General features: G+C 53.9%; 11 protein-coding genes. 7 read left to right on the top strand and 4 right to left on the bottom strand.

The features are described 5' to 3' along the window. Window positions 1–117: 117 nt before the first annotated feature. Window positions 118–960 (bottom strand): C40 family peptidase, encoded by an 843-nt coding sequence (locus ABD949_RS24980; RefSeq protein WP_345248162.1) that lies wholly within the window; start codon window positions 958–960, stop codon window positions 118–120. Window positions 961–1402: 442 nt separating this feature from the next. Between ABD949_RS24980 and ABD949_RS24975 the strand changes: the two genes are divergently transcribed. Both ABD949_RS24975 and ABD949_RS24970 read left to right on the top strand, forming a co-directional pair. Continuing rightward, window positions 1403–3940: a glycoside hydrolase family 95 protein gene (locus tag ABD949_RS24975; protein WP_345248160.1), complete on the top strand. Its 2538-nt coding sequence runs from the start codon at window positions 1403–1405 to the stop codon at window positions 3938–3940. 225 nt (window positions 3941–4165) lie between these two features. Further along, on the top strand, window positions 4166–4696 hold the full coding sequence (locus ABD949_RS24970; RefSeq protein ID WP_345248158.1) for a Rad52/Rad22 family DNA repair protein: 531 nt from the start codon (window positions 4166–4168) through the stop codon (window positions 4694–4696). A 78-nt stretch (window positions 4697–4774) separates the two neighbouring features. Here ABD949_RS24970 and ABD949_RS24965 read toward each other — a convergent pair whose 3' ends face one another. After that, window positions 4775–5788, bottom strand: a complete 1014-nt coding sequence (locus tag ABD949_RS24965) for a fatty acid desaturase (RefSeq protein WP_345248156.1) — start codon at window positions 5786–5788, stop codon at window positions 4775–4777. Between the two features lie 262 nt (window positions 5789–6050). Between ABD949_RS24965 and ABD949_RS24960 the strand changes: the two genes are divergently transcribed. Then, window positions 6051–6638, top strand: coding sequence for a phosphatase PAP2-related protein (locus ABD949_RS24960; RefSeq protein WP_345248154.1), 588 nt, complete (start codon window positions 6051–6053; stop codon window positions 6636–6638). 3 nt (window positions 6639–6641) lie between these two features. Here ABD949_RS24960 and ABD949_RS24955 read toward each other — a convergent pair whose 3' ends face one another. Then, entirely contained in the window at window positions 6642–7688 is a 1047-nt protein-coding gene (locus tag ABD949_RS24955) for a BamA/TamA family outer membrane protein (protein WP_345248152.1), read from the bottom strand. Between the two features lie 353 nt (window positions 7689–8041). On the opposite strand from ABD949_RS24955, the gene ABD949_RS24950 reads away from it, so the two are divergent. Next, the gene (locus ABD949_RS24950) at window positions 8042–8857 is read left to right on the top strand and encodes a phytanoyl-CoA dioxygenase family protein (protein WP_345248150.1); all 816 of its coding nucleotides are present in this window, start codon (window positions 8042–8044) and stop codon (window positions 8855–8857) included. Window positions 8858–8948: 91 nt separating this feature from the next. Then, complete coding sequence (locus ABD949_RS24945) at window positions 8949–9722, top strand: SDR family NAD(P)-dependent oxidoreductase (RefSeq protein ID WP_345248147.1); 774 nt, start codon at window positions 8949–8951, stop codon at window positions 9720–9722. 12 nt (window positions 9723–9734) lie between these two features. On the opposite strand, the gene ABD949_RS24940 is transcribed toward ABD949_RS24945, so the two are convergent. Then, window positions 9735–11594 (bottom strand): PAS domain-containing sensor histidine kinase, encoded by a 1860-nt coding sequence (locus tag ABD949_RS24940; RefSeq protein WP_345248145.1) that lies wholly within the window; start codon window positions 11592–11594, stop codon window positions 9735–9737. A gap of 297 nt (window positions 11595–11891) precedes the next feature. Between ABD949_RS24940 and ABD949_RS24935 the strand changes: the two genes are divergently transcribed. Together ABD949_RS24935 and ABD949_RS24930 are read left to right on the top strand one after the other, a co-directional pair. Beyond that, a complete protein-coding gene (locus ABD949_RS24935) occupies window positions 11892–12113 on the top strand; it encodes a hypothetical protein (protein WP_345248143.1) in 222 nt (73 codons plus the stop codon). Between the two features lie 255 nt (window positions 12114–12368). Beyond that, the gene (locus ABD949_RS24930) at window positions 12369–13088 is read left to right on the top strand and encodes a hypothetical protein (RefSeq protein ID WP_345248141.1); all 720 of its coding nucleotides are present in this window, start codon (window positions 12369–12371) and stop codon (window positions 13086–13088) included.

Below are 13088 nucleotides of genomic sequence, written 5' to 3'. Positions count from 1 at the left end.
GGGTGCCCGCTGGCGCATTCATTCGCTTTTGGTGGGCCAATGTCGCGCCAGCGGGTACCTTTTAGGGCGGGGGGTGAAGGGTAGATTAGTAAGCAAGCGGCAATCTGTCCTTCACATTCACTTCCCGCCAGTATAGCGGATGATACGCGCCCATTTCTCCGGTTTATAATCGGTTGTACGAACCACCGTGCCGGAGTACGGTGCTTCAATGAGTTTGTTGTTACCCGAGTAGATACCCACGTGGGAATAGTGACCACTCTTCTGCTGGCGGATCAGCAGATCGCCGGGTTGGGGTGTGCCGGTTACGGTCACAAAATCAGGGCTATTGACCAGGCCGCTCACGGCGTTAGCGCCAGACCCGCGTTTGTAGGTCAGCCCCAGGTTACGCAGCACCAGATTGACCAGGCCCGAGCAGTCGAGCCGGCCGGTATCCGTTTTGGGGTTATAGGTGCCGGCGCCCAGTGGTCCGTATTGGACACCGAGGTAGCGGTAAGCCAGCACGGCAATTTGTTCGCCCGTGTTGAGCTTGCCGACTGCAATCGGCGTCGGGGTTGTTTTAGGCAACACAAACCGAAGCAGCGGGTAGACCAGGTTGTCTTTCACCCGAATCAATTCCGCATAATCCCGGGGAGACAGTGTACTCTGTAGTTGCTGCCGGTTCTCGGCCCTGAGTTTAATGCCCTTCAGGCGGGCGCGTATAGCCTCTCCTTTCCGCTGGCCAAAAATCAGGTGCGTCAGCGGCTCTTTATTGGGCGGATTGTAGTAGTCGTTGTAATCGGCGGCCAGGTTTTTCTGGTCGATGATCTGGCTGAGCAGCAGTTTCAGTTCAGCATCCGTCGCCAGACCGCCAAACTGCTGCTTTAGTTGCGCCTGGTATTTATTGAAAAATGCCTGCGCAGTCGTCTGGGCTTCAGCCCGACCAGCGATCGCCAAGAGAAATACAAAGACAAGAGTTCGCATATGATATAAACGCACACGCAGGCGGTTTCATTCCCCATAGGGTCTGTAGGATAAATTATGAATGCCCGCCAACAGCCTTACTATTGCCTTTTTGTCGAGGTAAACGATGTCTTTTTAGTTGACAGTAAGCGAGATAGATTTGTACGTTTACGGCTGTTATTCAGTATATTACAATCGAAGTAGAAGTCCGGCTTACCCTGGTGATTATACCCTGATCAATAATTATTGTTAAAAATCATGGATTTAACATGGGGTAATATTAGTGTAGCCTGTCTTTCTAAGATAGAGTATCTAAGTTCACAGGCCTACCACAATGCCCGAAACCGATCATGACCTGAACCCTATAAAGCCGCTACGTCTTTTCCGCAATCGGAAGCCGGAACGGCCATAGACAGTGAGTACCTGATCGGGCCGGCATTGGCGGTTGGTACCCGCTATAATCATGGATTTCCTGAAACGCCTTTACCCAATCTTGTGCCTGGCTCTACTTTTGCCGTCTATCTGCCCGGCTCAGAAAAAGCCTATGCGGCTCTGGTTCGACCGGCCTGCGTATCAACCCGCCGTGTTTAGCTATGGTGCACCGGAGTTCCAACGGACCTTTCATTTCGAGAAGCGGGGCTGGGTGGAGGCCCTGCCGGTAGGAAACGGTCGGATGGGCGCAATGGTGTTTGGCGGTGTATTGCGTGAGCGGATTCAGCTGAACGAAGAAACCATCTGGGACGGCTACCGGCGCAACAGCGACAATCCTGGTGCCGTAACCGCCCTGCCTGAGGTTCAACGGCTGATGTTTGCGGGGAAAATCGACGAGGCTGAGCAACTGGCGACTAAGACGCTACTCGGTCAGCCGCTGAGGATTGAGCCCTACCAGCCCCTGGGTGACCTGTTTATCGAGCAACTCAACCCGTCGGGCGATACAACGTACCAGAGCTACCGGCGGTGGCTCAGTCTGGATTCAGCCGTGGCGGTAACCCACTTTACACACCAGGGTAAAACCTACCGGCGGGAGGTGTTTGCCTCCCATCCCGCTCAGGTCGTTGTGGTCTGGCTGACCTGCACTCAGCCCCGTTCCGTTAATGTCCGTATCCGGCTCCAGCGCGAACAGGACGCAACCACCTCCGTGTCTGCCACCGACCCGCACCGGCTGCTCCTGCGCGGACGTATCGCCCGGCTTGATGAAACAACTGGTCAACCCGTCGGGATGCGTTTTGCGTCCGATTTGAAGGCGGTTACCCCCAACGGCCAAATTTCAGTAGATACCACCGGGCTGATGACGGTAACGAACGCCGATGAACTCACGCTCTACCTGGCAGCCGCCACCGACTACCGGCAACCCAACCCCGAAAAACGGTCAGCCGAGACGTTGCAGAAAGCAGTCGACCAGCCCATTAAGGTACTATGGCAGAACCACCTGACCGACTACCGCTCGCTTTATGACCGGGTCAAACTAAGCCTCTCCCCAGATGCCGACCCACTGGAGCTGCCGCAGGATGCCCGGCTAAACCGGCTCAAAACCAAGTTAATAGACGACCCGTACCTTTCGGCCTTACTCTTTCAATATGGCAGGTACCTGCTCATTGCTTCTTCCCGGCGGGGCGATTTACCCGCCAATCTGCAGGGTATCTGGAATCAGACCATGCGCCCGCCCTGGAGCTCGGATTATCATACCAACATTAATCTGCAGATGAATTACATGGCCGCCGAGGCCGCCAACCTGGCCGAATGCCACGAGCCACTGTTTGACCTGATCGATTCCCTGGCTGTTCACGGACGGCACACGGCCCGCAGTATGTACGGAGCCAGGGGGTGGGTCGTGCATCACCTGACAGATGTATTCTGGCGGACCTCACCCGTGGATGGTGTGGTGGGCGTGTGGCCCATGGGAAGCGGCTGGCTGGCTCATCATCTGTACGAACACTACCAGTTTTCGGGCGACAAAGAATTCCTTAGAAAACGGGCTTTCCCGCTCATGAAAGGAGCCGCCGAGTTTTACCTGGATTTCCTGAAACCCATTCCAGCGGGGCTGCCGATGGCCGGAAAGCTGGTTACTAACCCATCCCACTCGCCCGAAAACGCGTTTGAAAAAGCAGATGGTACGCAATACCAGTTTACCCACGGGGCCACGATGGACATGCAGATTTGCCGGGAGCTATTCACCAACTGCCTCCGGGCTATTGACGAGTTAAGTGAGCCGGGGAAGCCATTTGAGGCACCGTTTAAACGCCAACTGCAAACCGTAATGGCCCAACTGGCTCCTGTGCAAATCAGCCGGCGAACCGGTGGGGTGCAGGAATGGATTGAGGACTATAAGGAACCCGAGTTGGGTCACCGGCATATATCGCACCTCTACGGCCTGTTTCCGGCCGACCAGATCACCGTTCACACTCCCGCTTTATATGCAGCTGCCCGTAAGACGCTCGAACGCCGATTGACGGGTAATCCAAACGCCAAAGTCGAGGAAGCCGGCAATCGGTACAAAAGCTACGGAAGTTACCTGAACGGAGAGAGTTTTGGCGGCTGGCAGAGCGTCTGGATCAGTATGATGTGGCTTCGGCTGGGGGAGGCTCAGGAGGCCTACAAGCATCATCAGTACCATCTGAAGTACGGGTTTTCTCCCAATTTTTTTGGGGCTGCCTATCAGTTGGATGGTACCTTCGGCTCAACGGCCGTGCTGACCGAAATGCTCTTACAAAGTCATACAGGTGTTGTTAACGTATTGCCGGCTTTACCCCAAAACTGGTCTGCGGGTTTTGTAACCGGGTTACGGGCAAGGGGAGGGTTTGAGGTAGATATCCAGTGGAAGGACAACAAACTTAAAACCGGAAAAATAAGGTCAACGAACGGGGCAATCTGTCGCTTGTTGACGAAAAACCCAGTAACTGTTTTGAAGGACGGTAAGCCGGTAAAGCTGTCAAAAGAAAAAGGGAATGTCCTTGTTTTCGCTACGCAAAAAGGCGGGGTGTATACCGTATTGGGTCGGTAACCGGGTGTCGGACACATCCGATACCACGCCCTTTATTTTCAAACCTGGCGCAAGAAAAGGGCAATGAAAAGGAAATATTTTTTTGCCTGGCCAACTGTCCAGGTTTACCAGTGTTCAGAGCCTGACAACCAATGTCAGGATCATCCTGCTGGCCGGGACAATTGTGTGACGAATCGTGGTTTTTTGCGTCAAAAAGCTTATTTTGCGCCGATAAACAACGAATACATGGAGAGTATAACAACAACAGATTCTTACAAATTAGATAAGCTCCTGGCCCCCCTGCAACCGTCGGAGATCGAGTGGCGGATTGCCAGCACCACCAAGGATAACAGCAAACTCATTGTGGTTCCGTACATTACTAACCGCAGTGTGATGCAGCGGTTCGACGAGCAGTTTGGCTGGGACCGGTGGCGCAACGAAATCAAGGAAATCGACGGCGGCTTCCTCTGTACCATTACGGTGATTTTGCCGGGTGGCGAGGTGGTCAGCAAAATGGACGGTGCCAACCGGACCGATATAGAGCCGGTTAAGGGCGGTATCAGCGACGCCATGAAACGGGCGGCCGTGCAGTTCGGGCTGGGCCGTGAATTATATGATTACCCAAAGGTGATGGTCGAGCGCTCCGGCGATGCCGCGCAGGGTAAATACATCCCCGATTGGGCCTTTGGCCTGCTGGACCGGCTTGTAACAGCCGCCGGGCAAGGCTCGCTGGATCGGGAAGTATACGTGCTGCGGGAGTCGCAGGTAAAGAAGTAACAGTCATTCAGTGATATAAAGCAAAAGGGGAGCGTCATCACGTTCCCCCTTTTGCTTTATGTATGTGTGTTGTGCGTGCTAGGCTTCCTGCTTCTGCAGCAGCATGACATCCGGCGTTGAAGGATCAGTCATGGCAACGGAACCGCGCTCTTTGCGGACGATTCGCGAGAACAGGCTGATTTCCTGATCGAACAGGAATCGGAACAGCAGCCGGGTGTACGACCGGTGGGCCAGCAGCGGCTCGTAAAACTCCGGGGCCATCGCTTTCAGCTTCGGCAGGTTATTCCACGGAATCGACGGCATATCGTGGTGCTCGTTGTGGAAGCCTACGTTGAGGTTGACACTGTTTAACTGACCGTAGTAGCTGTAGGTCTCCTGGTGCGGGTCCAGCGTCAGGTAGTGCTCCTGAATCCAGCGGGCCCCCAGCGGGTGCAGACTCACCGAGAACCAGAAGCTCAGGAACAGATACGCCAGCGCGGGCCAGCCGAAGAAGTAAACAATCGCCCCGTCGAAGGCCAGTTGGGCTACCATGTTGCTGATCACGTATTTGTCGAGCACGGCAGCTTCGCGGCACCGGATGGTGCGGATACCCTGAAACAGCGGGAACAGCAGCAGCCAGATGGCTTTGCCGATGGAGTAGTTGCGGATCAGCCGGGCTTCGTACCAGTCGGGCAGGTCGGCATCCAGTTCGTGAACGCCCTGAAAGACGTGATGCTTCAGGTGAAAGTTCTTAAACGAAATGGCCGACGGAATTACGGATGGGAAGTTGGCGATGATGCCAGCCGCTACGTTTTGCCACAGCTTTTTGAAGATCAGGTTGTGCGCGGCCTCGTGAATGGTCACAAACAGCGTATGGGAGAAAAAGGCCCCGACCACGTAGGCCGCACCCAGTACCCAGTACCAGGCCGCATCTTTCACCAGATAGGCAATACCGATCTGGGACGCCACACAAACCAGAATGATCAGGAACGTAGCCGGATTTTTGCCGATGAGTTTTTTGACTTCCGGATGTGACTTAATGATTTTCCGGGTACGAATGCGGTGCGGCTCGGTGCCGCTAACTACGGTAAAATTATTGGGCTTATGGCTCATATTGTGTCGCGATTGCAGGTGTTGGGCTATGGAACAACAACGAAACTGCTTTAGCGGTTTTAGCCGATAAAAATAGGCTTTTTTAGCCGTATTACAATAACCAGCCTGCACAATTGGTACCATCGTATCATCATCTTTTACGCCGGGCTGGAACTGAAAAGCCGGATTGCACGGTTTCCCTCAGACACCGATAAGATTGTTTGTAAAAGCTTTGGATACGCATTTCGTAAGAACAGATTGGCAAAGGGCCTGGCAGTCGGCCGTGTTTCGTAAAAAACTGATCGTGGGTGTGGTACTGCTGGTGCTGGTGTTGATCGCCTTACCCTTCTTTTTCCAGTATATTCAGAACCGGCGGGGCGCATTACTGAACGATTGGGTACTGAATTACCTGCCCGCTTACGATGTGTCTATCCCGATATTCGCCATCATCTGGGGCATTGCCGGCCTGACGGTCTTCCGGGCTTTTCGTAATCCGGCTATGCTGCTTACGCTGTTGTGGTCATACGTACTGGTCACCCTCACGCGCATGATTACCATTACCACTGTGGCGCTTGACCCCCCGGCCGACCTCATCGAACTGGTTGATCCGATCAGTAACTCCTTTTATGGTGCCGAGTTTGTTACGCGCGATCTGTTCTTTTCAGGGCATACTTCCACAGTATTTCTGATGTACCTGTGCCTGCGGAAAAGGAATGATAAGGCCCTGGCGCTGATCGGCACCATACTCGTCGGAATAATGCTGCTGGTGCAGCATGTACACTATACCGTTGACGTACTGGCGGCCCCGCTGGGCACCTACATCGTCTACCTGCTGGGCAAAAAGATTGCCGGCTACCAACCGAATGAGTAGCCTTCAGAACGCTTCGCCCAACTGGAAATAAAAGCCCCGGGAGGTACCCTGACCAATACCATAATCGACGCGGATGTTCAGGCGCTCGGTTTTGTTGAGTGCAAAGCGCAGCCCACCGCCGTACGAATACTTTACGTTGTGAAGATTTAGTTCGTCTAACCGGCCGGCTACATTGCCGGCATTGGCAAAAACAACCGCACCCAGCCGCCAGAACAGGGGCACGCGATATTCGCTTTGAAATACCAGCTGATTTTTGTCGCGGTACCGGCCGTCGTAGTAGCCGCGCATGTTGGTGGCTCCGCCCAGCGAGGCCAGACTCCGCAACGGCACCTCACCGGCCGTAAAGTATCCATACGCTTGCAACGCCAGCACCTGCCGCCGGTGGAGGGGAATGAATTTGCGCAGATCGAGCACAACGTTGGTGTACCGGAAATCGGAGCCAAGCGCTGGCAAAAAGTTGTTAAACGAAATCTGCATCAGCGTACCCCGGTCGGAGGCAAACGCATTGTTGCGGGTATCATACGTGAGACTGGCTCCCAACCCCGAAACCGCATAGCTGTACCGGCCCGTAACATCCTGCCGGTCAAACAGCCCGCCGGCCAGGTAGTCGATTTTGAGCAGCCGCTGGTACTCGTATAGCAGACCGGCAAAGAGTTTTCCGACCAGCCGCCGTTGCAGGTGCAGGTAGATGTAATACTGCCGGAAAATATAGTTCTCCTCGTTGCTGTCGGGTGTCAGTTTTCCCAATCCCCAGAATTTATCAGGAAAATAACTATACGATAACTGGTGGTTCAGAATGTACCGCTCGCCGGGAAAGTAAGTGGCTCCGTTGAGGACGGAGATAAACTGCCGCCGGACCGAGTAGAGGGCCAGCGCCTGGAGGTTCGACGTACGGGCGGCCGTATCTGCTTTGCTGAGACGAAAGGTAAACGATCCCGCCAAGCCAAACGACCAGTCCGTTTCGATGGAACGCAGGGCCAGGGGCAGAATCAGGGCGCTGCGGGTGGAACGGGTGGTATCTGCCTGTGCCTGGGTAGTCTGGCTATTCACTAAGAAAATGGTCAGCAGGTAAAAACAACAGAAGCGGAATTTCGGCAAGGTTACAGGCTTATTTTTAGGGGTTTGAGTGTAGTAACAGGTTGATAACCGGTCAGTTGTTATATTTTCAGGTTTGCTGTGCCGGCTTTTCACTGCGTAAGGCGCTGCAATAATAAGAGAACAACCGCCAACTATGAAAAAACAATTACCAGATGTCCGCCGTATTAATATCTCATTAATCTAATCTTAATCTAAGGGTAATAATTTGGTTGAGTAGTTTTGCTTTTATTAATTAGCGCTTTTATCGGCATATTTTCATTGCCGTTTTTCCTTGTAACCACAGACACCACTATAAAAGTATTCCAATGAGAAAACTGGACTGTCCGGATTTTCAACTAGGTGCCAAACTGACCGACGAGCAAAAGGCCTTTTTTGATAAGCATGGCATTATTATCTTCAGAAATTTCATCCACCCGGACACGGTCCGGTTATTTATTGAAGAGATCACCCGCATTGAAAAGCAGTGGCTGGATGAAGGGCGGGAAAAGGTGAATGGCGTGCCTCTGAAGTTTGGAAAAGACGAAGAGGGGAATAAAATCATTCAGCGGCTGTGTTTCCTGTCAATGCACAGCCCGGCCATGCACGAATTCCTGCAGGACCCGCGTCTGCAATCGGTTGTGGAGTTTTTGCAGCCTTACGAAGGACGCATTGCCGAGAACGAAAAAGACGGTCTGGTGCTGAACCATTACGTCAGAACGCACAACAGTGGGTTCTCGCAGATGGGCTGGCATACGGATAGCCCGCGGGATATTTTCCTGGGCCAGAAGATCATGCCGATGCTGAATGTGGGTATCCACCTGGACACTACGCCGTTTGATAACGGTGGCCTGCGCGTGATTCCCGGCACCCATAAGCAGGGCATGCTCAAACTGCTGTTTGGTAAGAAGTATTTCATTGACAATGATCCGGACCCCCGCGAAATCGGGTTCGATATCAACGCCGGTGATCTGACCGTACACGACGGTCGTTTATGGCACCGCGTTCAGCAGTCTCCGCATTTTGGGGAAGCGAGCCGCCGGCGGGTGATGTATGTTCCGGTGGTAACGGGTAAATTCATGCCGAAGCACGAAAACAGCAAGACGCCACTGTATCACCGTTTCCTGCAGAAAGTGCATAAATAATCGGTCTCCGGTATACCGGAACGCCGGTCCCCTGTATATTCACGAGGCCAACATGCGTTGGCCTCTTTTTGTATCCAAACCTGATTTAACCATGTCATATGCCCTCATTACCGGTGCCAGCAAAGGAATCGGTAAAGCGATTGCCGAAGAACTGGCCCGGCGCAATTTCAATGTCCTGCTGGTGGCCCGCTCCGAGTCTTTGCTACAAACGGTGGCCCAAAGCCTGACCAGCAAATACCGTATCCAGGCCGAATACCTGGCGCTCGATCTGGCCAGTCCGCAGGCCGCCCAACAGATCTTCGACTGGTGCCGGTCCCGGCAATACACCATTCAGGTGCTGGTCAATAACGCGGGCTATGGGCTGAGCGGCTCGTTTGAAAAATATACAGTGGCGGAAAACACCGACATGATGCACGTGAACATGCTGACGCCGGTGCAGCTTACGCAATTGTTTCTGCCGCAACTCCGGCAGCAGTCCCGCGCTTATATTCTGAACATTGCCAGCTCGGCGGCTTACCAGGCGGTGCCCCTGCTAAGCCTGTACGCAGCCACCAAGGCCTTTATGCTGACCTTCAGCCGGGGGCTGCGGCAGGAACTGGCTGGCAGTGCCGTTTCGGTCACCTGTATCAGTCCCGGTTCTACGGACACCGATTTTGTGCAGCGCGCCAATATCGGCGAGAAAGGCAGGAAAGCCGCCCAAAAGGTAAACATGACGGCGGAAGCCGTGGCCGCCGTTTCGGTTGAAAGTATGCTGGCCGGCCGGGCCGAAGTGATTCCGGGGCTGATCAACAAACTGGGTGCCTTTATGGTCTGGCTGATGCCGAAAGGGCTGGTTGAGCGGACAGCGATGCAGATTTATCGATAGCGTTACCACCGGCTAAACAGGCAGGTACACCGTGAAGGTGCTGCCCTGACCCGGTTGACTTTGTACGGTAATCATGCCGCCATGCGACTCCGCTACGTGCTTGCATACCGCCAGGCCAATGCCGGTACCTGAATACTGGTGGCGACCGTGCAGGCGCTGAAACGGCTGAAAAATGCGGTCTCTGTACTGTTCGTCGAAACCGATGCCATGGTCGGTTACCTCAATGGCCACCCAGCGTTTACCCGGCTGGTCGTTTAGCAGGGGGGGCAGTTGTGAGCCGGCGGCTTCCCGAACACCCACGCTTACCTCGGCCGGCTGACCTGGTTTATGGAACTTGATCGCGTTGCTGATCAGGTTCTGAAAGAGCTGCTGCAACCGCAGCGAACTACCGTATACCTCTGGCAACGGACCAATCTCGATCCGGGCCTGATTTTCATGAATACCCACTTCCAGGTCAGTCAGCACATCGCTGATGACCTGATCCAGCGAAACGGTTTCGAAATCGACCGGCTGGGTGGTTAGCCGGGAGAAGGTGAGCAGGTCCCGCACCAGCAGTTGCATCCGGCGGGCGGCATCCTGCACCCGGCGGAGCAGGTCCTGTCCGGCTTCGTTGAGAAACTCGGCGTGGTGTTGCATCAGCAGGTCGCCAAAGGCCTGGATCTTCCGCAGCGGCTCCTGCAGGTCGTGGGAGGCTACATAGGCAAACTGCTCCAGGTTGTAGTTCGACTGACTGAGCTGATTCACCGAAGCTTCCAGCTGGTGCTGGGTGCGTTTGAGGTCGGTAATCTCCATAAACGACAGCACCAGCCCATCGCCTTTTTTCACCACCGATACCGTGAACCACCGGTCGCCGTTACGGCCCGGAAAATGCTGTTCAAACTGTTGCGACTGTCCGGTTTCTACCGCATCCACGTATCGACTGAAAGCTTCTGTATTGAGCAGGTGCGGGTGTTGCGTTAGCATCCGGTGGCCAACGATGTCTGATGCCGGACGGCCCGATACCCGGATGAAGGTGTTGTTGGCGAGCCGGCAGACAAAGTCAATGATGGTGCCGCTCTCGTCGCGGATGCTGTCGATGGCAATGATGGCGGTCAGCGATGCATCCAGTACGCTGTTCAGCAGGAGGGCATATTGTGCCTCCCGCTGGGCGGTGTGCTGGGCGCTGGTTACCTCTTCGTAGGTAGCCACCAGGTATTCGTGCATGCGCTCCAGCGATACTTCGTACCAACGCTGGTGCTGGTCCAGGTACTGGAGTTTGCGGACGGGTACCCCCGTTTCCAGAACGGATATATACTTATTGAACAGGTCATCTCCTACAGCATCGGAATAGCGTTCTGTTACGGTGCGGTTCAAAATGTCGTCTGGCGATTGCAGCGTCATTCCGGCAAGCGCCGGGTTGCAGTAAGTCGCTATAAAGTCTGTGATCGTCCCGTGTTCGTCACGAATGCCTTTGTACACCACTACGCCTTTGCGCGTGGTGTCCAGAATTTCCTCCAGCCACTGTGCCTTCTGTCGGTAGCGGGTAACATCCCAGCATAATAACTGGATTTCGGTGTCGGAGACCCGGGTCGCCACGATATCAAACCAGCGGTTGCCGCTGGCGAAGGGCAGGTACAGGTCGAATTGCCGGTCTTCGCCGGTGGTGATTACCTCCTGAAGCCGGGCTTGCACCGGAGCCAATCCAAAACCCGGAAGCAGATCGGAAAGCGGCCGTTCAGCCGCATCGTCCGGTAAGCCGAATACGCTGATAGCGGCTGGACTGGCCGACTGAAGGCGAAAAGTTTCCAGGTGCCCGTCCGGCGTAAATACGGGTACTATACCGAGTAACGGATAGGGAGACGAACTGACTCCCAAACGGGATACGTTGAGCAATGATTACGCTATTTATCTACCTGCTCTGCTGATTATGGCAAGCAGTAAGAACTATACCTATCTAATACGACGGTTAAATCTAAATAGTGTACAACTGAAAAAGGAGAAATAGCCCTAAAATTTATCCAGTGCGGCTTATCGGAGAAGACCTGAAGGTTATTTTCCGGTTTTCCGTTCTTTCGCACTATAGACCCTGACGCCCACTATGAAACAGTTGCTGATCTGTATCGGCCTACTTATCCTAACGCCCCGGCCTCACCGGCTGCCGTTACGGTTAAAGGCATATCAGCGCTTGCTGTGCTGGTGCAACACTACCGCATCGACCAGGATCATAGCAATTTTTACACCGTGTGGCAGCAGATAGGTTCGCCCCAGCAGCCCACGCCCGGGCAGGTAGCAATCATGGAAAAAGCCGGCCAGCTTCAGATGCTGGGAAAACCGATAAAAATGAAAGTGGTAAACGGAGCGGCTCAACTTCAAACAAACCTGCCCCGGCAGGGTGTCTCGCTGTATAACTGACCTAGTGACAACAGTCCCCAAACGCCCGACCCCGGTTGCTTCCTGCTGGCGGGCACTGAAGTCTATAAAATGAAATAACAGAGCGCATCTAACTGGCTAACCGGTTACGAACTGACACGGCAGAAAAATAAAGGATATGTCATAAAATGCATAAATTACCCGCTGGTGGCGCAACGGCTTGTTCAAAATTGAGTAGGGATGGTTACAACCCTTGCTTTTGAATTTGGGTCTTTGTGTGTGTTACCTGGGTAATTTATGCGTTTTCTATCCCTACTCTTCCTGCTGGTCAGTACCCACGGCGTTTTTGCTCAGTTGGCTGATACTGCGCTATTCTTTACAGGGGACGCTCAGCGGCACGCCATTGCCCGCTATGAGCAGGCCAACCGCCGGCAGTCCCATCTGTACGACGGCAACGAGTACATCAACCACGATCCCCGGATCAAAATCCATCCATTCTTTCCCGTTGACAGTATGCTGGTCGGCCAAGTGGTGTACGACGGTGTCCATTACCAGTCGGTACCGATGCTGTACGACGTGGTGCGGGACGAGATAGTGGTCAAGCCCGCTGAGGGAGCCTACCTGATCCGGTTGCATGCCAATAAAGTCGATTCGTTTTCGCTGGCATCCCGGCAGTTTGTCCGGCTGGTGGGCGACAGCCTGTCCGGTATCCGGCCGGGTTTTTACGAGCTGCTCCACCAGGGTAAGCTGAAGGCGCTGGTGAAGCGGGCAAAATATATCAAAGAAGACGTGTCGCAGGGTTTTTATCAGGCAAACTACCTGGTTAACGATCGCTATTTTGTGGTGAGGGATGGTGTGTATCACGAGGTGAACTCAAAAAAGGCCCTGCTTAACCTGTTTGCCGATCAGAAAAAAGCCTTACGGAAATACCTGCGAACAAACCAGCTCCGGTTTAAACAACAGCGGGAACAGGCCATTACGGGCCTTGTGCGCGAATATGAATCTTTAACCCGCTGA

The sequence above is a fragment of the Nibrella saemangeumensis genome, from assembly GCF_039541915.1.
GTDB classification, from domain to species: domain Bacteria; phylum Bacteroidota; class Bacteroidia; order Cytophagales; family Spirosomataceae; genus Nibrella; species Nibrella saemangeumensis.
The sequence above is the reverse complement of the archived record's forward strand: the minus strand, read 5'-3'. Positions and strand labels throughout refer to the sequence as shown.